The organism is Bacillus sp. SYZHCR11, from assembly GCF_057196865.1.
On record NZ_JBXUND010000002.1, the window covers coordinates 287899 to 309943 of the forward strand.

Consider the following 22045-nt stretch of genomic DNA (forward strand, 5'->3'; position numbering starts at 1 on the left):
GCAGTTATCAAAATTTAATCAAGAAATCAAAAAAAGCATCCTTCACGCGGAAGAATGCTTTTTTTCATGAGGCTGAGCGTACGATCAGCTTTCTTTTTTGTTTTTTCACAGGGCTGAGGGCTCGTTCCAGCCACGCCATCAGCAGGTCTGCGGCCACCGCCATCAGCGCGGTCGGAATGGCGCCCGCCAGAATAATGGCGGTTCCGTTTGTCGCGTTCGAGCCTCTGACGATCATATCCCCGAGACCGCCTGCGCCGACGAAAGTGCCGATCGCCGTGATGCCGATGGCAATGACGAGCGCCGTTCGGAGACCCGCCATAATGACGGAAAGCGCAAGCGGCAGCTCCACCATACGAAGGATTTGATATTTCGTCATGCCCATCGCTTTTCCCGACTCGAGATAAGCGTGCTCGATATTGATAATGCCCGTGTGCGTATTTCTGAGAATCGGCAGCAGTGAATACAAAAACAAAGCCGTGATGACCGTATTGGCGCCGAGCCCCATGACAAGCATCAGGACGGCGAGCATCGCAAGCGCCGGAACGGTTTGAATCACGTTCGCCACAGCAAACACCCAGCCGGCGAGACGCCCGTGCCTGGCTGTCACAATTCCGGCCGGAATGGCGAAAACGGCGGCGAAAACGACGCCGTACGCCGACATGAGAAAGTGCCGCCAGCACTCATACAGAACATAGCTGCCGTTTTGAGCGTAATACGTAAACAGCTCTTTCATCGTGTCCATCCGCACATCTCCTTTCCGTTATTCAAAGTAATGATGTTTTTCTAAATATTCCTTGGCCACGACGGACGGCTCTTTTAATCGGCCGTCAACTTCGTAATTCATTTTCTGCATCATCTTTGTATCAATCGCGCCGATCATTTTATTGATCACGCCCTCCAGTTCGGGATGCTCTTTTAATACATGATCCGGAACGACGGGTGAACAGTCATACGGAGGAAAGAACCGCTTATCATCCTTCAGCGTTTTCAGTCCGTAAGCGATGATTCTTCCGTCGGTGGAATAAGCGAGCGCGATATCCATCTTTCTGCTTTTCAGCGCGTCGTATACGAGGCCGATCTGCATTGGATACGTGCCTTCAAATGACATTCCGTATGTTTTCATAAAATCCTGATATCCGTTGCCTCTCAGCTTCATCCAATAGTTATCTACGCCGAATTTCAGATGGGATGCTTCTTTTTTGACATCGGATACCGTTTCTAAATGGTACTTGCTGGCAAGCTGTCCGGAAACGGTAAAGACGTATGTATTATCAAAGCCGTAAGAATCAAACCATTTCATGTCATATCTGTTTTGAAATTCACGCTGAACGAGCCGCAGCGCTTTGTCCGGGTCTTTTTCCGGCTCCATGCGAAGCGTCCCGGTCAGCGCGTCTCCTGTATAGCGCGTCGCGGCGATATCAATATCACCGTTGATCAAGGATTGCTGCTGTACGGCGTTGGAGCCGAGATTTTTAATAACGGATGTTTTCAACCCGCTGTGATGTTCGATCATCTGTCCGAGCATGCTTGCGATGATTTCCGATTCGGTCATGCTTTGCGCGCCGATTTTAATGGTGTCCTCCGATGCGGCGCTCAATCCCGGGAGCGAGCATCCGCCAAGGAGCAGCATGCCGAGACAGGCGATTGCGAGCAGCCGTTTTTTGCATCTATTCCCCATGTGAGACCTCCTCCTTATGAAGCGTCCTTTATGCTTTTCAGCCCGTCAGGCGTGACTTTCCGTTCTGTCATCCCCAGCATGTAATCGACGGCGGCCGCCAGCATCGTGACCGGAACGGCGCCTGCGATAATATACTCCGGCTGATAAAGGTTCAAGCCGATAAAAATGTAATCTCCCAGCCCGCCTCCGCCGATAAAGGAGGCGAGCGTCGCCCAGCCGATTAAATAAATCGAAGACGTCCTGATGCCCGCCATGATGACCGGGGCGGCAAGCGGGAGCTCTACAAGCCTGATCTGCTCCCATGCCGTCATGCCGATTCCTTTTCCCGATTCCAGAAGATGCCGATTGACGCCGAGAATCCCCGTATACGTGTTTCTGAGAATCGGCAGCATGGAATAGAAAAACAGCGCCGCAACGGCCGGGACCTTTCCTACGCCTAAAAGCGGAATAAAAAACGCAAGAATGGCAAGGCTCGGCAAGGTTTGAATGATGTTGACGATGCCGATGACGGCGCCGGCTCCTCTTTTCATCCTCGTCAGCAGGACGCCGAGCGGAACGGCGGCGAGAATGCCCGCCATGACGGCGATTAATGAGATGTACAGATGCTCCCATGTTTTATAAAGCATCTCTCCTCCATTTGCCTGTAAAAATTGCACGGTCTGATTCATATCAATTGAAGCCTCCTCATGACATCACCGCGAGCTGATTCTCTTCTCCCCAGATGGAGTCATAGACGATGTCAACGAGGCTTGCCCTTGTCACGATTCCCGTTAGCCGGCCGTCCTCATCAAGGACCGGCACAAATTTCACGCCTCTTTTTAAAATTTTATGGACGGCGTCGCGAAGCAGAGTGCCGCTTCTGACCGTGTACAGATCCCGTTCAAGCACTTCCGCGACGGTTACCGCTTGTCTTCGTTTGCGGTCAATCATCTCCACATCGACATAACCTTGGAGAACGTTCTTTTCATCAATGACGAGCAGCGAATCCACCCGCTCGGCACGCATCAGCTGAATGGCGGCTGACAGTGTTTTCTCAGGTGTTACCGTCACGGGATCGGGATTCATGATCTGCTCCACCCGTTCAATATCAGGGCTGGATGATTGAATCAGCCGTTCCTTGCCGATAAACTCCTCAACAAATTCATTCGCCGGAAATCTGAGAATCTCATCAGGCGTTCCGGCCTGGACGATTTCTCCCGCTTTCAGAATGATGATTCTGTCCGCAAGCTTGATGGCTTCGTCCATATCATGGGTAACAAATACGATGGTTTTATGTAAGGTTTTTTGCAGTTTTTTAAATTCTTCCTGAAGGGAATCTCTCGTAATCGGGTCAAGCGCCCCGAACGGTTCATCCATTAAGATAAGCGGCGGCTCTGCGGCAAGTGCCCGTAATACACCTATTCGCTGCTGCTGTCCTCCGCTCAGTTCATGAGGGTAACGGTCTAAATATTCAGGCCCCATATCAACGAGCTTTAAAAGCTCGCGCGCCCGTTCCTTCCGTTTTTCGGCAGAATGCTTTAAAAGCTTCGGAACGAGCGTAATGTTCTGCTGAATGGTCATATGCGGAAACAGCCCGATCTGCTGGATGACATAGCCGATGCTTCTTCTGAGTTCCACCGGGTCTTGTTCCATAATGTTTCGGCCCTCTATCAGGATTCTGCCTTCTGTCGGTTCAATTAAGCGGTTGATCATTTTCATCGTCGTCGTTTTGCCGCAGCCGCTCGGTCCGATAAAACAAATAAATTCGCCTTTGTCGATATTCAGGTTGATGCTATTGACGGCTTTTTTCCCGCCTTTATACGTTTTCGAGACATTTTCTAATGTCAGCAAACACTCACACCTCCGATATTAAATTTGTTCAAATCGTTAAATTCAAATTTAACTTTTCAGACAATTGAACGTTTCCCATTATAAATTAAACTTTGTAAATTAAAAAGTTTACAATTTGTCCATATTATATATAAAGTATGTGTAAGCACTGATTTACCCGTATTGACCGGCAAAGTTCTTCTTATTGCTCCGAATTACTGCCAAATTCTCTCGGAAGAGCATTTCCGCCGGTTTAAAAATGTGGTATATTGACATCGGAATTGCTGACTGAAAGGATTGAAACTGTTGGAGAAAGATCCGTTACACGTAATCGAACAAGCTGAAGATCATTTGATAGAACGAATCGCTGAAAATATGCATACATTCGGAATGCCCGCGACGGTGGGGCGCATTTTAGGCATTATTTATATGAACCGCAAGCCGATGACCTTAACTGAATTATCAGAAGCGACCGGCATGAGCAAAACGAGAATGAGCCAGGCGGTCCGTGAAATGCTTGACGTCAATCTGGCGGAAAAAGTGTTTGAAAAAGGCGTCCGCAAAGATTTATACGACGTCGAGCAGGATTACTACCAAACCTTTATTACGCTGTTTACGGCCACATGGAGCAAGGTCGTCAGCAAAAATAAGATGATGCATAAAAAACTGAACCGCGAACTGACGGCCGTCCTTGAAAACGGCGTGCCGGAAGAAGCTGAGGAAAAAATCAACGAACTGCTGAAAGAATTAAAGGATTGGCTTGATTACTACAACTGGATCAGCCGTCTGATCGAGTTTTTTGAAAGCGAAGAAATATTCAAGCATGTTCCGAAGCCATAAGAAAAAAACGCCCTGACCCGCAAGGCGTTTTTTTCATGCCGCATTCGGCGCTTTGGTTCGTTTTTTCTTTCTCACCGGACTCAGCGCCCGCTCCAGCCATGCCATCACAAGATCTGCGATAACGGCCATCAGCGCTGTCGGAATGGCGCCGGCTAAAATAATCGCTGTTCCGTTCGTGGCGTTTGAGCCCCTGACAATGATGTCACCGAGTCCGCCCGCGCCGACAAATGTTCCGATTGCCGTAATGCCGATCGCGATGACAAGGGCCGTCCGCAGCCCCGCCATGATGACGGAAAGCGCAAGCGGCAGTTCCACCATGCGGAGCACCTGAAATTTGGTCATGCCCATCGCTTTTCCCGATTCTAGATAAGCGTGTTCAATGCTGGCGATTCCTGTGTACGTATTCCGGATGATCGGAAGAAGCGAATATAAAAACAGCGACAAAATCACCGTATTGGCGCCGAGCCCCATGACGAGCATCAGCACCGCAAGCATCGCAAGCGCCGGCACGGTCTGAATCACGTTTGTCACCGCGAATACCCAGCCGCTTAATGTTCTGTACCTGGCAATGAAGATGCCGAGCGGGACACCTACGATCGCCGCAAATAAAACGCCGTATACCGACATGAGAAAATGGCGGTAAAACTCCTGAAGCACATAGGCGCCGTTTTGAGAATAATAAGTGCCGAGCTGCTGCAGCACTTCCATTTGCCCCACCTCATTTCTTATTCAAAATAATGATGTTTCTCCAAAAATTCTTTAGCGACGACGGACGGTTCTTTCAGCTTGCCGTCCACCTCGTAATTCAATTCCTGCATCGTTTCCGTATCGATTTTGCCGATCAGTTTATTCACAATGCCCTTCAGTTCAGGATGCTGCTTCAGCACGCTGTCGGGAATGACCGGCGAACAGTCATACGGCGGGAAAAACTGCTTGTCGTCTTTTAAAATTTTCAGATCGTACGCTTTAATCCTTCCGTCCGTTGAATAAGCGAGGACGGCGTCCATTTTCCCGTTTTTCACGGCATCGTATACAAGTCCGATCTGCATCGGATAGGTTGTGCCGAATTCAAAACCGTACGTGTCGGTGAAGCCCTTATAGCCGTCGCCTTTTCTTTTCAGCCACGCATTGTCTACACCAAGCTTAAATTGATCCGCATGCTTCTTAATATCGGATACTTTGTCTAAATGATCTTTTTCCGCAAGCTCTTTCGTGACGGTAAAAGCGTATGTGTTCTCAAATCCGTAAGAATCAAACCATTTGTAATGGAAGCGCTTCTCAAATTCCTTCTGGACGATAGATAATGCTTTTTTCGGGTCTTTTTCCGCTTCCATGCCGAGGGTGCTCGTTAAATCCGTTCCCGAGTAGCGCGTCGCGGCGATATCGATTTCACCGCCGAGCATCGCCTGCTGCTGGACATAGTTCGATCCGAGGTTTTTAATTAATGCCGTATTCAAGTCTGTATTGTGCTCAATCATCTGTGCGAGCATATTGGCGATAATTTCTGATTCCGTCATGCTTTGCGCCCCGATTTTAATCGTATCATCGGAAGCCCCGCTCAGGCCGGGAAGGGAACAGCCGCCCAGAAGCAGAGCAGCTGACAGCGCCAGTGCGCACATCCATCTCTTTTGGTTTCTTTTCAAAACAGCCAACTCCTTATGATACTTCCTTCAGTCCTTTCAGCCCTTTCGGCGTCACCTTCCGTTCCGTCGCCGCCAGCAGATAATCAATGATAATGGCTAAAATGGTGACGGGCACGGCGCCGCCGATAATATATTCAGGCTGATAGAGATTCAGGCCGATAAAAATATAGTCTCCGAGCCCGCCGCCCCCGATAAAGGAAGCAAGCGTCGCCCAGCCGATCAGATAAATGGTGGATGTGCGGATGCCCGCCATGATCACCGGAACCGCAAGCGGCAGTTCCACAAGCCTGATCTGCTCCCAGACCGTCATCCCGATGCCTTTTCCCGATTCCAGCAGATTTTTGTTTACGCCTTGAATGCCGGTATACGTGTTTCGGAGAATCGGCAGCACCGAATAGAAAAACAGCGCGACGATCGCGGGCACCTTTCCCACGCCTAACAGCGGGATAAAAAACGCCAGTATCGCGAGACTCGGCAAGGTCTGCACAATGTTGACGGCGCCGATGACGGCGCCTGCGCCCTTTTTCATTCTCGTCAGCGCCACTCCGAGCGGAACGGCGACGACAATGCCTAATATGACGGCGATGATCGAAATGTATAAATGCTCCCACGTTTTATATAACAGTTCTCCGCCGTTCGTCTGCAAAAACTTGATCATTTCATTCATTGTAAGCGTTCCTCCCCTTGTCAGCCTGTCACCAGCTGGTCTTCCTCGCCCCAGATTGAATCGTAAACGATGTCGACAAGGCTCGCCCGCGTGACAATTCCGACTAAATGCCTTTGTTCATCAACGACGGGTACATATTTCATTCCGCGCTTTAAAATTTTGCGTACGGTATCACGCAGCAGTGTACCCTGCTCGACCGTATACAGATCAGAGCGGAGCACGTCGCCGACGAGGCTCGCTTTTTTCCGGTTCTGATCAATGATCTCGACATCGACATACCCTTGCAGCACATTCAGGTCATCAACGACAAGCAGGGAATCGACACGGTGCTCCCGCATCACTTGGATCGCCTGCGAAAGCGTTTTGTCCGCCGTAACGGTGACAGGCTTTTTGTTCATCATCTGCTCGACGCGCTCAATGTCCGGTCTTGATTGCAATAACCGTTCTTTGCCGATAAATTCTTCGACAAACTCATTAGCCGGATTCCGGAGAATGTCATCAGGAGTGCCGGCCTGAACGATCTCTCCCGCTTTTAAAATGACGATCCGGTCAGCCAGCTTAATCGCTTCATCCATATCGTGGGTTACAAACACAATCGTTTTATTCAATGTTCTTTGCAGTTTTTTGAATTCTTCCTGAAGGGAATCCCGTGTAATCGGGTCAAGCGCTCCGAACGGTTCATCCATAAGAATAAGAGGCGGTTCCGCCGCAAGGGCGCGCAGCACGCCGATTCTCTGCTGCTGTCCCCCGCTCAGCTCGTGAGGATAGCGGTCTAAATATTCCGGGCCCATATCGACGAGCTTCAAAAGCTCCCGCGCCCGTTCCTTCCGCTTTTGTTCCGGCCATTTCAGCAGTTTCGGCACGAGAGAAATGTTCTGCTGAATGGTCATATGAGGGAAAAGTCCGATCTGCTGAATGACGTAGCCGATTTTCCGTCTCAGCTCCACCGGGTCCTGCTCCATAATGTTTTCGCCATCGATAAAAATCTTTCCGGATGACGGCTCAATCAGTCTGTTAATCATTTTCATCGTCGTCGTTTTTCCGCAGCCGCTCGGCCCGATAAAACAAATAAACTCGCCTTTTTCGATATTTAAATCAATGCTGTTGACAGCTTTTTTTCCGCCTTTATAGACTTTCGATACATTTTCTAATCTCAGCAATCCGTGCACCTCCGAAGGGTTCCGTTATTTTTCTGAAAAGTATAATCTTTATTATAAGATGAAATTTGTAAAATAAAAAGTTTATAATGTGTTGAAATTATATACAATATACGTATTTTTTCATGTTATCCCGCTGACAATGCGGATGTTCTTACAATCGCTCCCGATAGCTCGCATATCCTGCCGCATCATCTTTTTCATCAACTGTAAAAAATATGATATATTGTCAGCATGAAAAGCCAGTGAAGGGATGATCAGCCGTGGAAAAAAACGCTCTTGATATCATCGGGCATGCTGAAGAGCATCTCATTGAGAGAATCGCCGAGAATATGCATACATTCGGAATGCCGGCCACACTTGGTCGTGTGCTCGGTATTATTTATATGAACCGCAAGCCGATGACGTTAAATGAGCTGTCAGAGGCAACCGGGATGAGCAAAACGAGGATGAGCCAGGTGGTCCGTGAAATGACTGATGCCAATCTGGCGGAAAAAGTGTTTGAAAAAGGCGTTCGCAAAGACCTTTACGACGTGGAGCGTGATTATTACCAGACGTTTATCTCCCTGTTTACGGCAAATTGGACAAAGGCGGTCAGCAAAAACAAAATGCTCTATAAAAAGCTGAACCGCGAGCTGACTGAGCTTCTGGAATCGGAAAATCTCAGTCCCGATATTGAAGAAAAAGCCCGTCAGCTTTTGGATGAACTGACGGATTGGCTCCATTATTATGACTGGCTGAGCCGTTTGATAGAATTTTTTGAGAGTGAAGAAGTGTTTCAGCATGTGCCGAAAATAGAAAAAAGCAGCCCCCGAAGATAACCGGGCGCTGCTTTTTTAAGTCAGGAAACCAATATCGGGAACATGCCTTTCAGACCGGCACCGATCATGCCGATCGCCACCACCGCTAAAATCAGCCCCATCAGTCGGGTAATGACGTTCATTTCGGTTTTCCCGAGCTTATTGCTGATGAAAGAAGAATAGTGAAAGAAGATGAACGTCATCGCGATGACGGCCGCAATGCCGATAAGCACGCTGATGTAATGGATGATGCCGCCATGGCCGGCCGACAGACTCATCACCGTCGCGATCGTACCGGGTCCGGCGATAATCGGAATCGACAAAGGCGTCACGGATATATCGGCTTTCTCCTTGCTCTCCCCTTTCTCTTCATGATGAAGGGACTGTACATGAGATTTCTTCGCGTTCAGAAGATTATAAGCGATGCCGAAAATAAAAATGCCGCCCGCGATACGCAAGGCATGAATGTTAATGTCGAACAGTTTAAAGATCAGATGGCCGAAGATTAAAAAAGCAGCCAAGATGATAAACGACAGCACGGAAGCCTTGCGTGCGATCGCTGTCCGTTCTTTCTCCGGGTATCCTTCCGTCAGTGAAAGAAAAATCGGCACGTTTCCGATGGGATTGGAGACTGCAAACAGTGAAATGAAGACATGAATGATGAATGAAAACATGCGTACCTCCTTATGACTTGCCGTTATTGAGTTATGTTTTGTTCTCCGCTGTTTCTTATGCATGATTTTTACCCCGGGGTCTGCTTTTTATAACCTCAGCCGGACGATCCGGAAAACAGAAAAAAACCGTCCTTGTAAGGACGGTTTTTTTCTGTTTGCTATCTCCATAAGCCTTTTCCGAATTTCAACAGCCGATAAAGCATTTTCAATTTTTTTAGCATGCGTTAATTTCCTTTTTCACTCTGAATCAATGCGCCGAGAGACATGATATCTATCAGCTCCAATAAAATTCTACCATAATGGGTACTTTTTCTCTATTATCAATTCATAGAGAAGGTGATTTATATATCTTTAGAAAACTCCGTTACATCCGTCCTATTTTCTTTTATAATGTAAATATTGAACAAAATCCCTATATTACTTGTAAAAGGAGTTTTAGAATGTATTGTTCTCAATGCGGCCATCATACTGATGGCGGAAAATTTTGTGAAAAATGCGGTGCGCCCCAGCCCGGGCAGGGAGGCGCAGGCCAAACACAGGGTCAGGCCGCTCAGGCCGGCGCCGCGGCTAAGCAGGCTTCAAAGCAATTTGCCTTATTCGTGCTTGATGTGTTAAAGAGACCGTATCAAACATGTAAAACGACAGGCGGCGAACAGCTTGTCAGCAGCATCATCAACATGGTGCTTTTCTGCCTGGTGACGCCGATTATGTTTTATATTCTCTTATCAGACGGCTTTCGTGACGTCAGTTTTACCGCGGTTGTGATCAAACCGGCGCTTACCTTTGCATTATGCGTTTTCTGCCTGTATCTCTTGATTTTTATCGCTTTGAAGGCCGGCGGCGCGCAGGTGTCATTTAAAGATTCGCTGTCCAGATTCGGAGCATTTTTGATTCCGTTTACAGCTATTTTGCTTCTTGCCCTCATTTTTATGCTGCTTCATACAACCGTTTGCTTTACCATTCTGGCTGTCGGTCTTTTAGGAGCGGCGTTTGCCGTGCCTCCGCTCATGCTGGCGAGCTATCAGCATCAGCTCACTGCTAAGGCGGATATCATTTATTCTGTTATCGTCATCTATTTGATCATTTGCGTAACGTTTCAATTCACGATCAAGCATTATATGAAAGAACTCATGAATTATTTCTTCTTTTAAAAACGGAAACCCCCGCCGCCTGATTGGCGCGGGGGTTTTTTTATTGAATGGATGTTAAATAAATTCTTCCGTCTTTGACAACGCCGCCATACGTCCAATTGTATGTTCTGAGCTTCGGACTGCCGCCGGCTTTCGTAATATAAAACTCCTCGTACGTATGAATCGTCAGATGAGAGCCTTTCTGTGAAAAGCTTTTGACATTCACTTTATTAAATACTTCAGTCGTCCCCTCGCTGTACAGTTTTTTGACCAGTTTCTGCTGATCAGCATACAAAGGGCTTCCCTCTTCTAAATTGCCCGCCATGATGGCAAAATTGTTAAGGCTGACGGCGCTTGATTGATTTGTCAGGTAATCAGTCATAAACGATGTGACTTGCTCGTTTGTCACGCTGCCTGAAGCTGTATTTCCTTTGGAAGATGCCCATGCGGATGTATAGGTTTTCGGCTGGTCGTTTTTTATTTTTTTTACATTTGTCCCAGAAGAATCTGAGGCTGGATCAGCTTTTTCAAAAACCCATTTTTTATGTTTTGTATCATATGAGAGTACATAATGAAAGCTCGGCTCAGCCTCTTCCATATCAGGCTTCGTATTCCCGTCGAAATAAGCAGACTCATGAAGCTCTTTACCCGTAACAGTTACTTGCCAGCGGCCGTTCTCTTGAGAAATCGCAAATGAATCCAGATCAAAGCTTGTCTCTTTATACTGATCTTTCAAAAAGGTGCCGGAACTCTTCATGCCGGATACCACTTCTTTCGTCTGCTCTTTCCAGGCGGAACCAGCCTCGGTCATCTGATCGGTATTTCCGTCTGCCATCGCTTTTGTATACTGCTTCGTTGTTTTGACAATCGTGTCCATGATTGTTTGTTGTGTATCTTGATCCGGGATAAGCGTTAATTCCATATCAGTACCGTTGATCGGAACATCGGCAGTTTTCATTTTTCCCCAAGGAAAATCAGCCTCCACGGCGGCTGTCATGGAACCGTCAGTTAAGAGCGGACCGTATGTAACGGATGTAAACGGATCTTTATGGACGGACTTGCCGTTTATCAGCAGATCGCCTTTCGCGCTTTTGAAGCTGTCTGCCGGAGTGAACGTCACATCCTCGGCGTCTAACGGCAGATCAAAATCAACATTCCGGCTGCCGGCCGCCTCTGCCTCTTGCTTTTTGACAACGTCAACCGTGTCATTTTTAAGCTTGGCTTCCGCCGTGTAGACACCGGGTGCATACGGGCCGAAGATTTGGGTTTCATCGGCTTTTTTGACCGTCCCTGTTTTCTCGCTGTTGATATAAAGATCGGCGCCTTTATAATTGCTGGTGACGCGGAAATAAACCGGATCGACTTTCAGTTCGTAATGGTCAAACAAAAGAAGGGTTTTACCCTCTTTTTTGACGTATACCGCATCTTTTTCTGATGAATTGCCGCGAAGCGTTTCCAGCAGTTCATCGTGTTTCTTTGCGTATGCAAGGAGCGGTTTGACATTGGTCTCATTCAGCTTCAGTTTTTTGTCTGAAGGAGTGAGCAGGGCTGCGAGCTTTTTCGTGTCCCCGTCATGAACCGCCTGTTCGAATTGATCCGTGAGCCTTTTTTCAGATGTCAGCCAGGCTCCGGTTTTATATGCGGCAATCAATAAGATCAGCGCTGCGGCTATGCCGCCCCATATGAAGAGCGTTTTTTTAGGGATCGGCTTTCTCATTTGTGAAGCAGGTTCAGCCGCTCTTACAGCCGCCTGCCGTTCAAGCCGGCTTCCTTTCCCGATCGGTTTTCCGCATTCTTTACAGAAATGCGCCTCTTCGTTGTTCTGTCGGCCGCAATACTTACAAAAAAACATGACTTTCCTCCTATTCAATCTGCAAAACTTGTATAACTTTTCCTATGTTTCATATTTTATAATAAAGTAGAATGATTTTGGAGTTATTTTGAAAAATAGCTGTCGATCATAACGGAGGAGGAGAAACGGACATGCAAAAACTGAGCATCCGAAAAGCCGCGGATCCGGATGAAGCGCTGTATGAACTATTGCTGCTGGCCGATCCGTCGAAAGAGATTGTCGATGATTATCTTGTAAGAGGAGAATGCTATACGGCTTGGACGTCAGACGAGCTTGCAGGGGTTTACGTTTTATTGCAAACAAGGCCTAAAACGATAGAAATCGTAAACATCGCGGTAAAAGAATCGCTGCAGAACAGGGGATTCGGAAAACAGCTGGTGCAAGATGCCATTGAAAAAGCGAGACAATCGGGAGCTGACACGATTGAAATCGGCACCGGAAATTCCAGTATTCATCAGCTGTCACTCTATCAAAAATGCGGATTCCGCATTCAGGCTGTCGACCATGATTTTTTTATCAGACATTATGATGAAGACATTTTTGAAAACGGCATTCAATGCCGGGATATGATACGGCTTTATTTGGATTTATGATAAAAAGGGCGCCGGCTGATACCGGCGCCCCTTCGTTTACCATTCAGACGGATTGATCCGCTTGTTTCTCTGAATTTCTTTGACTCCCTTGTCTGACTGAAAAAACAGCAAAAACGATCGTAAGGGTCAGTCCGACCGCCGCAAAAATATAATCCGCATTCATCAACAGCAGAAGCCCTGTGTAGACAGCGGCAGACAGCGGTTCACCCATTTTGACAATGGAAAAAATCAGTGCAAAAACCCTTCCGAAATATGCGGCCGGAACCGTCTTTTGGAAATACAGCACCGTTTGCACATCAATATACGAGATGATGATGCCAAGCACCAGGAAAATGATGCACTCAAACCCGTGAAGCGGAAAAAACAGCACCAAAATGAGCAGTCCCGCTGCCGTTAACGTCCGCGGATACAGCCGGTTCAAGCGTTTTGTATTCCATTTGAAAAATACGGCCAGATTGCCCAAAAGCATCCCCGCCTGAAACATTGAATACATGACGGCAAACCATACAGAATAGTTCTGCTGAAAACGTTCCACAGCAAGAATCGGCCCCATTACTGAAATAAGACCGGCAATGACGAGATTTACGACGAAAAAGTATCCGACCGATGTCAGCCATGCCGCATTTCCTTTCAGCATTCTGTAGCCGGCTTTTACATCTTCAGCCCCGTTGCTTTTTTCATTGGGCTGTTCTGAAATACGAATGAACGCGATAAATGCCGCGGAGATAAAAAAAGCAGTTCCGTTTATGGCAAACAGCAGCCCGAACGGAATAGCCGCAATCATGATTCCGCTGATCAGTTTTCCGACGATGAGTCCGATCAAGTCACTCGTATTGATCAGAGATGTCGCCTGATCAAGATGCTGTTTGCGGACGAGCAGCGGAATGATCGCGACTTTCGCCGGCGCAAACAGCATCGATTGCAGAGATAGACAAAAGGCGCACACCCCTGCTATCCACACGGTTAATAAATCGTTCGCGCTGAGCACCGCCAAGAGGATCATGATGACGGCCCGGCCCGTATTGCACAAATACAAGATCGATTTTTTTCGGAATAAATCAATCAGCGGTCCCGCCAGCACGCCAAATGTCAACGGCACGAGTTCGATAAAAGAAATAACGCCGACAAGAATTTTACTGCCGGTCAATTCCAGCACTAACAGCGGCAGTGCAATAAGCCAGATACCGTCCGCCGCTGAAGAAAACACCTGCGCACACCAAAGCTTTGCATAGTTCGGTGTTCGATATGTCATATCAGGCCCTTTTTTGATCCTCGGCATCAGAAACACCGCCGAACCATTCCAGCGTTCTCCATGATTCCCGTCTTTCCGTATAATCCTCTTCCATCACCTCAAATACAATGCCGGTATCTTGATTCCGATAAAGCTCCTGCAAAGTATCGGCAGCCCGTCTCAGCAGCTCCTCAGCGATCGTCCCTTCACTCGGATGGCGGCCCTCAAAACAGCGGACGCCGCCATGCGGGAACGCAAGCTGGCGAAATGAGCTGAAGTGATAATGTTTAATGCTCTCTTTTATCGAGAGAAACTGAAAGAAATCCGGGTATCTCAGCTGGTCATTTCTGAACATAAGCGCGGAAGACAAGTGAGTCTGATAGGTAATCGCCCAATGGCACAGATCCCACGTAATACCGACATGCTTCAGATCCAGCTGAACCAGCTCTGTAAAATCCTCAGGATAAATGAAAATCGGATCAAAATCCTCTCCCAGATTCCCGATGATCGGAAGGTTTTCCACACCGATCCAAATGTCCGTCCCTTTCAGCTGCTCATCAAACTCTGCGAAAAACTCAATGATTTTTTTACGGTTTCCTTCCAGGTCATACACTTGAAATTCCTCAACCGTCATAAATTGATTCGCATGAACGGTTATGCCTTTGGCGCCGTATTTCACAGCGAGCTCCGCAAAGTGATAAAGCTGTTTTTTGATGTGATCTTCATGCACATAATCGGCATGATCTGTCGGGAAATGCAGCGTCAATAATGAAGGATCAAGCTGTTTTGCATATTCCAGCGTCTGATTGAATGTTTTGAGATAATCCGCTTCACTAAAGGAGCGGCCGTCAAAAATATTCGCTTCCAGACCGTATCCCGCTTCCACCCATTTCTCATCGATTTGCTTCGGATCAAGTCCGAAAAACGGAATTTGAGCAATCATAGGACAGTCACCATGTTCCTCTCACAAGCATAAACGCTTCCGCAGCGGAAAAACCCGATTTTGCTCCCCATACACGGGCATTATGTTCGATTGCCTGCAAAGAGCGGGGATGAGGGAAGTCTCTGAGCTCGGAGCCGTAACACGCCATCGATTTCAATTTTGTTTCAAGCTCGTCTTCAATATTAACGAAGAAATTGGCATGAAACTGATCCTTCTGACAATAATTCCATTCCGTCGAAGACAATGTTTCATAGGCAAAAACCCGTTTTACCGTATGGCCGGGAAGCGGACGGGTTGCGGTCATGACCGCTCTGAATACGACGGAGTGGTCAATATTAATGTCACCGCCGTACTGGGTATATACAATGTCAGGCTGAAAACGATTGATTTGTTTCTCCGCTTCCTTCACGACATCCAGCAAATCCATTGAATCCATTCTGTTATCAGGAAGGTTCAGCCTGACAAAATCATGGATGCCCAAAGTGCTGAGCGCTTGTTCCGTTTCTTGAGCAGAATGCTGCATAACAGACTCTTCAGGCTTCTCATAATCCGTTTTTCTTGATGACTTGCCTTCCGCCATAATGACTGCCGACACGCTGTCACCTTGGCGGACATGTTTGGCGAGCGTGCCGCCGACGCCGATAATTTCATCGTCGGGATGCGCTGCAAATACCATTACTTTCATCATATTGCCCTCCTTTAACTAACATTTCAGCTGTATCCGCTCCGCAGTTCATCAGCATATCAAGCATGGAGAGGTGAGGGATATGCTCCCCGAATAATTGAGGATAGTCAAAATGCCGGATCTGCTGATACTCAATGACAATTCCGTTTCTTTCAAAATCGCTTTCTATTAAATAGTCGGAACCCTGACTGCCTGAATAATAACGATCCGCCCCCAGCTCCTGACAAAGCGCTAAAACAAAATCGCTTTTTTTCTCCTTCCGGCATTCAAGCTCAGAGACATAACAGAGCGGCGTTTCGATTCGGAGCTCTTTTCGGAAAAATTCAATGATGTGCATATTCAAATCATGGAGATATTCCCACTCCCTCTGATAGACATCTTGAAAAAAATGCTGGTACCGCTCAAAATAGGGAGCTTTCGCATAGTTCATCTTAATCGCCATCCAATGTTTTTTCCGCCAATCCTGTGTCTGGTCGATTTTCATATGCCGAAGCTCTATGTCTTTATATTGTTTCATCTGCAAAGGCACCGTCAGCCATCTGGGGCCCTGCGGCGTTTTGATTCTGTTGCGGTTCAGAAACCCTTTTTTCTCAAATTGAGCCGTGTCATGAATGGCAAACAGATCCGACTTATACATTTTTTCAAAAAAACCGTACCACGGCAGATAACTGGATTGATGGCCGCTTATTGTTTTCATTCCGGTTTCGTAAAAAGTCGGCATTGTTTTTCTTCAGCTCCCCAATATCGTTTCGGTCTTGCGATTTCTTTACTGTGTGAATAGCCAAAATCAGCCCATTGAAGCTTGCGGCAAATGGCGAATTGCAAAGCGTCACGCATCAACAAGTAAGAGGCCTGCGCTTTTTTTCCCGCAAGGCTGTTTACATTCTGCCAATAATAGAAATGAGAGCGGTCATAGAGAAAAATACTGCTGCTGATCAGCGTCTCATCCTGATATGCTCCGACCCAAAACATCCGGTCCCCAAACGTGTCAAGCAGTTTTTGGAAAAATCCTTGACTCAGCACATAAGCAGCGCCGATTGCCGCCGTATGCTCCTTGTAGAGGTCGTAAAATGATTCAAGTTCTTGTCGCCCGATCAGCCTGGTGACAATATTCTCTTTTTCAGCGTATCTGACTGCCGTCCGGGCTTTTCCGGAAATGCCCGTCCAAAGTTCGTCAAACGTGTCCGGAAGCGTAAGAATCCGTGTCGCCTTTTCCGTCCACCCTTCCCCGATTTCTTCTGTAAAAGAAGTCTGACCGTACGGCAGCAGCATCCGGGATATGTTCCGGCCGAATATGGCCTCGATTTCACTTTGAAGCCATTCAAATGAGATGGGGCGATCTGAAATAACGCCGCCGTATCCGATCATATTGCCGGATAATACGCCCTTCTGTTCAAAAAGCGGAAGATAGATGACCTGTCCTCCGTCCGTTGTCAGTCTGACAGGGTGAAATGACGTGCCGGGAAGCTCTTCCATGAGAATTCCCCAATCATAGCTTTGAAACAACCCCGCCTGATACATGTCAGCGGCCCGATCCCATGCCTGGCGGCTCGTGCATACTGCTGTTTTTTGCATTGTTATCACCACTATTCAGTCTTATTCTTTTGCTCACAATATGATAAAACGGATTCGGCTATATATCTGACTTGCTCCTTTTGAAGAGGAGGTTTAAACGGCAGAGAAAGAACTCTTTTCCAAAGCGGATCTTCCCCTTCTTCCGCCGCATATGTTTCATAAATCGGAATACGTCCGAGGGGAAGATAGTTCCAGCATGTTTGGATGCCTCTTTCAGCTAAATAAACGGAACACCCGTACCGCTCTTCATCCCGGGGGAATACAATCGTTAAATAATTCAGATGTTCTCCTTCTTGGGGCTGGATCATCTTTATGCCGTACGTCTCTTCCGCCTTTATAAAGATTTCTCCCGCCGCTTGTAAGTTTCGGAGCGAAGCTGTTACAAGCTGATCCATACGTGAAAGCTGATCTTCAATAATGGCTTCCCTTGCCGGATGCATGCGAAGCACCGGTACAACAGCCGGTTTATCCGGCAGAGCTTCGAGCTTAGTGGCTTTCATGGAAGGCATGACGCCCGCTTTCCTATAAATATATGAAAGGGGATGATGCCGTTTCCGTTTCATAACAGCCTGTATTCTTTGATTTCTGATATAAATTCGATAGTCAGCTGCCACTTGGCTGCGCTGTTCCATCGGGAGATTTGCTTTTTGCCGAAGCCATTCTTTCGGCGCGATTAACGCGCCGCCTCCGATACTCGCAAGCGGTTTTGACGGGCCGAAGCTTAAAACACCGAAATCGCCCAGACCGCCGGCATATGTATCCGCTTGTTTTGTAAACATGGCTTGAGCGGCATCATCAATGACAAAAATACCGTGTTCCTTCGCCCAGTCAATGATGGCGGTATTTTCTCTCCGGCCGTATACGTGCGTGAGGATAACCGCACACGTCTGCCGCGTCGCTTTTTTTTTGACATCCTCAAACGATAAAGAAAGATGCTCATCCAGCTGCGCAAAAACAGGCGTTGCACCGGATTGCAATACGGCATCAATGACATTCGGGCAGCTGAAGGATGAGAAAATCACTTCTTTCCCCGGCCCGGCTCCCGAATAAGTTAAGGCGAGCACCAGTGCCGCACTGCCGCTGGAGGTCAGCACAACCCCTTTTCCATACCGTTTTTCCAGTTTTTCAGTCAGTCCGCTTTGTCCGCCAGTAAGCAAGTGCTTCACCGCGCGCAGACGGCCCCTGACGGAAAGCTGTCCGGGATAAACGGGATATTTGACTACTTCCGGGTTTTCAGGAAAGTGAAAGTTTGTGCTTTTGTCTTTCATCTTTTATGATCTCCAGGCCTTCATTCAGACTTACTTTTGGAGCGTAACCAAGTAAACGTTTCGCCTTCTCGATTGACGGCGCCCGTTTAAAAATCTCGATGTCTTTTCCCCTCACGCCGTCTTCGCCCAGCTTTTTAAACAGATAGTTATCCTTCTCTCTGCCAGAGAGCACATTGACTTTTTCAGCCAGTTCTTTTATCGTGATCGGCTGGTCGTTCCCGATATTAAAGTCTTCAAAGACGGCTCCCTCATGAATGAGCGCGAGATAAGTTCCGGTGACGATATCACTGATGTAGCTGAAGCAGCGTATTTGTCCGCCGTCCCCGTAAAGAGGCAGCTCAGAGCCATTCTCGGCCAGGCTGAAAAACTTGTTGATGACAAAATCCTCGCGCTGTTTCGGCCCGTATACATTAAAGTACCGGACGACCCGAATATGAAGCTCGTCGGAAGCCTGTTCTCTCAAATATTCCTCTGATTGCAGTTTGGCTTTTCCGTAAGCCGATTTCGGAAGCTTTCTGCTTGTCTCGGTATAAGGAAAATCAGGTGAATCTCCGAATACTTCTGAGCTCGATGAGAAAAGAAGTGTGCTGATTCCCAATTCACCGCATACCTCGGTGACATTTTTCGTTCCTTCAAAATTAACCCGTATGACGTCTTCTTCATTGCTTCGGCAGCTGTCTACACCGACCATTGCCGCCAAATGGACAACCGCATCCGCTCCCTGCAGTGATTCGCGGAGGGACGTCCGGTCAAGGATATCCGTTTGGCGGTATTCAGTGTCAAAAGCCGGCTCTTTTTGGTCTGCAATAATGGTGTGATAACCTTTAGCCTGTAATAATGCCGCCAATTCGCTTCCGATAAAACCGGCTCCTCCGATAATCGCAATATGTTTCATGATCCTACCTCCTGGCTGATAGTCAAAACTTCTTTTATAGACTTGACAATATAGCTGCAATCCTCATCTGATAACTGGCTGTAAAGAGGCAGTGACACGATCTCCCGGAAAACACGTTCAGTAACCGGAAGCTCGGCCGGAAAATGTTTTTGATAGTAAGGATGCATATGCACGGGAATAAAGTGCACGCTCAGCCCGATCTGTTTTTCTTTCATTTTCTCAATAAACAGATCTCTGTCCATGCCGCCGTTCTCTCGGATCCGCAAAATAAATAAATGCCATGAGTGCGTTATGCCGTTCGGAATGTCAGAAAGCGGAAGCGCTGCTTTGTCAGATTGGCCCGACAGTTCACGTACATAAAATTGAGCGATCTGTGCCCGTTTTTCTTGAATTTCGTTTGCGCGCTTCAATTGAACCAGACCGAGCGCGGCCTGAATATCCGTCATATTATATTTAAAACCCGGCAGTAACACGTCGTATCTCCAGCTGCCTTTTTCACCGTACCGGTTCCAGGCATTTTTTGTGATGCCGTGCCAGCCGTACAGCCTCGCTCTTTCTGCGGCCTGTTCGTCTTTCATGACGAGGGCTCCGCCTTCCCCCGTTGTAATATTTTTGGTGGCATAAAAGCTGAAGCACACGGCATCACCGTGAGTGCCGATCATGCTTCCGTTATATTTTGTACCGAGCGCATGAGCGGCGTCTTCAATCAGATACAATCCGTTTTCTTTACAAATGGACTGCAAGTTTTCCAGATCAGCCGGATAGCCGGCAAAATGAACCGCAATTACCGCTTTTGTGCGCGGCGTTATTTTCTTCCTGACATCTTCAGGATCGGCACATAGACTTTTCTCGCATATATCCGCAAACACCGGAACGGCTCCGGCGTGCAGGATGACATTGACGCTGGAACAGAACGTGAAGCTCGGCACGATGACTTCATCGCCTTCTCCCACACCGAGCGCCAATAAAGCCATATGTAAGGCAGCGGTTCCTGAATTACAGCTGATGACGTGTTCGGCTCCAATACATTCTCCCAGCTTTTTTTCAAAATCGATTACCTTCGGGCCTTTCGAAATCCAGCCCGACTGAATCGTTTCGGTTACGCTTGCGATTTCTTCGTTTGTCATATCAGGTCTGTGAAAAGAGATAAATCGATTACTAATGACCCTTCCCTCCTATAAAGTGACAACTCTGCAATTGTCGGCTGATTTTTCCCTGCATACATTTCTTGTGTCAAAGATAATCGGTGAGGCATCCTTCAAAATACTGTAGTCGATTACATCGTGATCTGTATGAATGATGATGACGTCGTACTGATTGATTTGTTCTTTTGTGAAAGGGACAGATTGTTTGCGGCTTCCGTCATTCAAGCGGATCTCGCTGATAAACGGATCATGATAATCAATCGCGCATCCCTTGTCCATCAATTCTTCCATTATCGTAAACACTGAGGATTCACGCGGGTCATTTGTATTTTTTTTATAAGCGGCCCCTATTATTAAGATGCTGCATTTGTCTTTGCCCGCCAGTTTCAAAGCATAGTCAGAGACAGAAATCGGCATGTTAGAATTGATTTCGTCCGCCAGATCAATTAATTTTGTCTGCAGCCCTTTTTCATTCGCGATCCATTTGAAGTAAAAAGGATCAATCGGGATACAATGGCCTCCGACTCCGGGGCCAGGGATAAATTTTTGAAAGCCGAACGGCTTCGTGTCCGCCGCGCAGATGACTTCCCATATATCAATATCAAGTTCACGGCAATTAAGCGCCATTTCATTGATAAGAGCTATATTGACATAACGATAAGTATTCTCTAGGAGTTTAGCTGTTTCAGCTACTTCGGGTGAGGTGACCGGGTGAATGCTTGTAACAATGGTGTTGTAAAACGCTGAGGCAAGTTCTGTGCAAGTCTGTGTGGTTCCGCCGACTACTTTAGGAATATCTGAAACTTCATATTGCCTGTTGCCCGGATCGATTCTTTCCGGAGAATAAGCCGTAAAAAAGTCTGTTCCTATTTTCATGCCGCGGCTTGATGCCATTCTGTCGGCAATCTTTTTTTTCGTTGTTCCGGGATAGGTGGTGCTTTCTAAAATTAAAAGCTGATGCTGCCTTCCATAAGCGATCATGCTGTCAACTGCACTGTCGATGTAGGTTAAATCGGGGATCTTGTCTTTTTTGTTCAGGGGTGTCGGCACACATATCACAATGATGTCGCATTTTTGGATGAGCGACATGTCGGCGCTGATTTGAAAGCGTTTTGTTTGTAAAGCCGAGTTCAGTCTGCCGTCCTCTATATCTTGAATATGGCTGCTTCCGGCGGCTAACAAGGAAACCTTTTCACTGTTTTTGTCAAATCCGATAACATTGTATCCTTTATCGACACATTCCAGCGCAAGAGGAAATCCCACATATCCCATGCCTAACACGCCTACTATCGCCTGCTTCGTTTCAATCAGATGTAACAGCCGTTTTTGACCAAGGTTGCTGGCTTCTTTTGTGACAGTATTCATTTTTCGCCCCCTAATAGATAGAAAAGAGTATTGTTTTTTACAATTTAAAACAAATATCGATCGATATCGCAATTATAACAAAAGTTAAAATTTGA

23 protein-coding genes are annotated in these 22045 nt (G+C 47.2%); 4 read left to right on the plus strand and 19 right to left on the minus strand.

Features of this window, described 5'->3' with window-relative positions; all coding sequences use genetic code 11:
• Positions 1–64: 64 nt before the first annotated feature.
• The 4 genes from AC2CGA_RS08135 to AC2CGA_RS08150 are packed head-to-tail and all read right to left on the minus strand — an operon-like array spanning position 65 to position 3508.
• Positions 65–742: an ABC transporter permease gene (locus AC2CGA_RS08135; protein ID WP_007613829.1), complete on the minus strand. Its 678-nt coding sequence runs from the start codon at positions 740–742 to the stop codon at positions 65–67.
• Positions 743–760: 18 nt separating this feature from the next.
• Entirely contained in the window at positions 761–1678 is a 918-nt protein-coding gene (locus AC2CGA_RS08140; RefSeq protein ID WP_015387699.1) for an osmoprotectant ABC transporter substrate-binding protein, read from the minus strand.
• 14 nt (positions 1679–1692) lie between these two features.
• Entirely contained in the window at positions 1693–2346 is a 654-nt protein-coding gene (locus tag AC2CGA_RS08145) for an ABC transporter permease (RefSeq protein ID WP_014305838.1), read from the minus strand.
• A 16-nt stretch (positions 2347–2362) separates the two neighbouring features.
• Complete coding sequence (locus AC2CGA_RS08150; RefSeq protein WP_240679802.1) at positions 2363–3508, minus strand: betaine/proline/choline family ABC transporter ATP-binding protein; 1146 nt, start codon at positions 3506–3508, stop codon at positions 2363–2365.
• Between the two features lie 285 nt (positions 3509–3793).
• On the opposite strand from AC2CGA_RS08150, the gene AC2CGA_RS08155 reads away from it, so the two are divergent.
• Positions 3794–4327 carry a GbsR/MarR family transcriptional regulator gene (locus tag AC2CGA_RS08155; protein ID WP_003151660.1) on the plus strand — a complete coding sequence of 178 codons (534 nt, stop codon included), beginning with the start codon at positions 3794–3796 and terminating at the stop codon, positions 4325–4327.
• A 33-nt stretch (positions 4328–4360) separates the two neighbouring features.
• On the opposite strand, the gene opuCD is transcribed toward AC2CGA_RS08155, so the two are convergent.
• The 4 genes from opuCD to opuCA are packed head-to-tail and all read right to left on the minus strand — an operon-like array spanning position 4361 to position 7797.
• Complete coding sequence (gene opuCD / locus AC2CGA_RS08160) at positions 4361–5035, minus strand: glycine betaine/carnitine/choline/choline sulfate ABC transporter permease OpuCD (protein ID WP_003151658.1); 675 nt, start codon at positions 5033–5035, stop codon at positions 4361–4363.
• A 17-nt stretch (positions 5036–5052) separates the two neighbouring features.
• Positions 5053–5946: an osmoprotectant ABC transporter substrate-binding lipoprotein OpuCC gene (gene opuCC, locus AC2CGA_RS08165; RefSeq protein WP_088005516.1), complete on the minus strand. Its 894-nt coding sequence runs from the start codon at positions 5944–5946 to the stop codon at positions 5053–5055.
• A 37-nt stretch (positions 5947–5983) separates the two neighbouring features.
• Positions 5984–6637: an ABC transporter permease gene (locus AC2CGA_RS08170; RefSeq protein WP_003151654.1), complete on the minus strand. Its 654-nt coding sequence runs from the start codon at positions 6635–6637 to the stop codon at positions 5984–5986.
• Positions 6638–6657: 20 nt separating this feature from the next.
• A complete protein-coding gene (gene opuCA / locus AC2CGA_RS08175) occupies positions 6658–7797 on the minus strand; it encodes an osmoprotectant ABC transporter ATP-binding protein OpuCA (protein WP_003151651.1) in 1140 nt (379 codons plus the stop codon).
• Between the two features lie 260 nt (positions 7798–8057).
• Here opuCA and AC2CGA_RS08180 point away from each other — a divergent pair, with 260 nt between their 5' ends.
• A complete protein-coding gene (locus tag AC2CGA_RS08180) occupies positions 8058–8615 on the plus strand; it encodes a GbsR/MarR family transcriptional regulator (RefSeq protein WP_003151649.1) in 558 nt (185 codons plus the stop codon).
• A 20-nt stretch (positions 8616–8635) separates the two neighbouring features.
• Here the strand turns inward: AC2CGA_RS08180 and AC2CGA_RS08185 are convergent, their stop codons facing one another.
• Positions 8636–9268, minus strand: coding sequence for an NAAT family transporter (locus AC2CGA_RS08185; protein ID WP_003151647.1), 633 nt, complete (start codon positions 9266–9268; stop codon positions 8636–8638).
• A gap of 440 nt (positions 9269–9708) precedes the next feature.
• Here AC2CGA_RS08185 and AC2CGA_RS08190 point away from each other — a divergent pair, with 440 nt between their 5' ends.
• Positions 9709–10419 (plus strand): hypothetical protein, encoded by a 711-nt coding sequence (locus AC2CGA_RS08190; protein WP_015387695.1) that lies wholly within the window; start codon positions 9709–9711, stop codon positions 10417–10419.
• 40 nt (positions 10420–10459) lie between these two features.
• Here AC2CGA_RS08190 and AC2CGA_RS08195 read toward each other — a convergent pair whose 3' ends face one another.
• Positions 10460–12250 carry a zinc ribbon domain-containing protein gene (locus tag AC2CGA_RS08195; protein WP_003151641.1) on the minus strand — a complete coding sequence of 597 codons (1791 nt, stop codon included), beginning with the start codon at positions 12248–12250 and terminating at the stop codon, positions 10460–10462.
• A 131-nt stretch (positions 12251–12381) separates the two neighbouring features.
• Here AC2CGA_RS08195 and AC2CGA_RS08200 point away from each other — a divergent pair, with 131 nt between their 5' ends.
• Positions 12382–12843 carry a GNAT family N-acetyltransferase gene (locus AC2CGA_RS08200; protein WP_024085812.1) on the plus strand — a complete coding sequence of 154 codons (462 nt, stop codon included), beginning with the start codon at positions 12382–12384 and terminating at the stop codon, positions 12841–12843.
• 43 nt (positions 12844–12886) lie between these two features.
• Here AC2CGA_RS08200 and AC2CGA_RS08205 read toward each other — a convergent pair whose 3' ends face one another.
• The 9 genes from AC2CGA_RS08205 to AC2CGA_RS08245 are packed head-to-tail and all read right to left on the minus strand — an operon-like array spanning position 12887 to position 21950.
• Complete coding sequence (locus tag AC2CGA_RS08205) at positions 12887–14122, minus strand: MFS transporter (protein WP_043867435.1); 1236 nt, start codon at positions 14120–14122, stop codon at positions 12887–12889.
• On the minus strand, positions 14097–15017 hold the full coding sequence (locus tag AC2CGA_RS08210; protein ID WP_015387694.1) for a TIM barrel protein: 921 nt from the start codon (positions 15015–15017) through the stop codon (positions 14097–14099). Before AC2CGA_RS08210 ends, AC2CGA_RS08205 begins: the two co-directional genes overlap by 26 nt.
• 7 nt (positions 15018–15024) lie before the next feature.
• On the minus strand, positions 15025–15702 hold the full coding sequence (locus tag AC2CGA_RS08215; RefSeq protein WP_003151634.1) for a PIG-L deacetylase family protein: 678 nt from the start codon (positions 15700–15702) through the stop codon (positions 15025–15027).
• Complete coding sequence (locus tag AC2CGA_RS08220) at positions 15665–16423, minus strand: WbqC family protein (RefSeq protein WP_003151633.1); 759 nt, start codon at positions 16421–16423, stop codon at positions 15665–15667. Before AC2CGA_RS08220 ends, AC2CGA_RS08215 begins: the two co-directional genes overlap by 38 nt.
• The gene (locus tag AC2CGA_RS08225; RefSeq protein ID WP_046560068.1) at positions 16396–17277 is read right to left on the minus strand and encodes a GNAT family N-acetyltransferase; all 882 of its coding nucleotides are present in this window, start codon (positions 17275–17277) and stop codon (positions 16396–16398) included. The genes AC2CGA_RS08220 and AC2CGA_RS08225 overlap by 28 nt, the downstream gene beginning before the upstream one ends.
• An 11-nt stretch (positions 17278–17288) precedes the next feature.
• Entirely contained in the window at positions 17289–18545 is a 1257-nt protein-coding gene (locus AC2CGA_RS08230; protein ID WP_265423105.1) for an aminotransferase class V-fold PLP-dependent enzyme, read from the minus strand.
• Positions 18511–19440, minus strand: a complete 930-nt coding sequence (locus AC2CGA_RS08235) for an NAD-dependent epimerase/dehydratase family protein (protein ID WP_014305848.1) — start codon at positions 19438–19440, stop codon at positions 18511–18513. Before AC2CGA_RS08235 ends, AC2CGA_RS08230 begins: the two co-directional genes overlap by 35 nt.
• The gene (locus AC2CGA_RS08240) at positions 19437–20567 is read right to left on the minus strand and encodes a DegT/DnrJ/EryC1/StrS family aminotransferase (RefSeq protein ID WP_014305849.1); all 1131 of its coding nucleotides are present in this window, start codon (positions 20565–20567) and stop codon (positions 19437–19439) included. Before AC2CGA_RS08240 ends, AC2CGA_RS08235 begins: the two co-directional genes overlap by 4 nt.
• Before the next feature lie 48 nt (positions 20568–20615).
• Entirely contained in the window at positions 20616–21950 is a 1335-nt protein-coding gene (locus AC2CGA_RS08245; RefSeq protein ID WP_003151628.1) for a nucleotide sugar dehydrogenase, read from the minus strand.
• Positions 21951–22045 lie beyond the last annotated feature (95 nt).

What these genes read in the sequence shown, in the direction of transcription:
- AC2CGA_RS08170 (WP_003151654.1), bottom strand. Translation starts at nt 6,637, where the DNA reads ATGAATGAAATGATCAAGTTTTTGCAGACGAACGGCGGAGAACTGTTA.
- AC2CGA_RS08205 (WP_043867435.1), bottom strand. Translation starts at nt 14,122, where the DNA reads ATGCCGAGGATCAAAAAAGGGCCTGATATGACATATCGAACACCGAAC.
- AC2CGA_RS08190 (WP_015387695.1), top strand. Translation starts at nt 9,709, where the DNA reads ATGTATTGTTCTCAATGCGGCCATCATACTGATGGCGGAAAATTTTGT.
- AC2CGA_RS08145 (WP_014305838.1), bottom strand. Translation starts at nt 2,346, where the DNA reads ATGAATCAGACCGTGCAATTTTTACAGGCAAATGGAGGAGAGATGCTT.
- AC2CGA_RS08195 (WP_003151641.1), bottom strand. Translation starts at nt 12,250, where the DNA reads ATGTTTTTTTGTAAGTATTGCGGCCGACAGAACAACGAAGAGGCGCAT.
- AC2CGA_RS08220 (WP_003151633.1), bottom strand. Translation starts at nt 16,423, where the DNA reads ATGCCGACTTTTTACGAAACCGGAATGAAAACAATAAGCGGCCATCAA.
- AC2CGA_RS08240 (WP_014305849.1), bottom strand. Translation starts at nt 20,567, where the DNA reads ATGACAAACGAAGAAATCGCAAGCGTAACCGAAACGATTCAGTCGGGC.
- opuCD (WP_003151658.1), bottom strand. Translation starts at nt 5,035, where the DNA reads ATGGAAGTGCTGCAGCAGCTCGGCACTTATTATTCTCAAAACGGCGCC.
- AC2CGA_RS08140 (WP_015387699.1), bottom strand. Translation starts at nt 1,678, where the DNA reads ATGGGGAATAGATGCAAAAAACGGCTGCTCGCAATCGCCTGTCTCGGC.
- opuCC (WP_088005516.1), bottom strand. Translation starts at nt 5,946, where the DNA reads ATGTGCGCACTGGCGCTGTCAGCTGCTCTGCTTCTGGGCGGCTGTTCC.
- AC2CGA_RS08135 (WP_007613829.1), bottom strand. Translation starts at nt 742, where the DNA reads ATGGACACGATGAAAGAGCTGTTTACGTATTACGCTCAAAACGGCAGC.
- AC2CGA_RS08225 (WP_046560068.1), bottom strand. Translation starts at nt 17,277, where the DNA reads ATGCAAAAAACAGCAGTATGCACGAGCCGCCAGGCATGGGATCGGGCC.
- AC2CGA_RS08215 (WP_003151634.1), bottom strand. Translation starts at nt 15,702, where the DNA reads ATGAAAGTAATGGTATTTGCAGCGCATCCCGACGATGAAATTATCGGC.
- AC2CGA_RS08230 (WP_265423105.1), bottom strand. Translation starts at nt 18,545, where the DNA reads ATGAAAGACAAAAGCACAAACTTTCACTTTCCTGAAAACCCGGAAGTA.
- AC2CGA_RS08210 (WP_015387694.1), bottom strand. Translation starts at nt 15,017, where the DNA reads ATGATTGCTCAAATTCCGTTTTTCGGACTTGATCCGAAGCAAATCGAT.
- AC2CGA_RS08185 (WP_003151647.1), bottom strand. Translation starts at nt 9,268, where the DNA reads ATGTTTTCATTCATCATTCATGTCTTCATTTCACTGTTTGCAGTCTCC.
- AC2CGA_RS08200 (WP_024085812.1), top strand. Translation starts at nt 12,382, where the DNA reads ATGCAAAAACTGAGCATCCGAAAAGCCGCGGATCCGGATGAAGCGCTG.
- AC2CGA_RS08245 (WP_003151628.1), bottom strand. Translation starts at nt 21,950, where the DNA reads ATGAATACTGTCACAAAAGAAGCCAGCAACCTTGGTCAAAAACGGCTG.
- AC2CGA_RS08235 (WP_014305848.1), bottom strand. Translation starts at nt 19,440, where the DNA reads ATGAAACATATTGCGATTATCGGAGGAGCCGGTTTTATCGGAAGCGAA.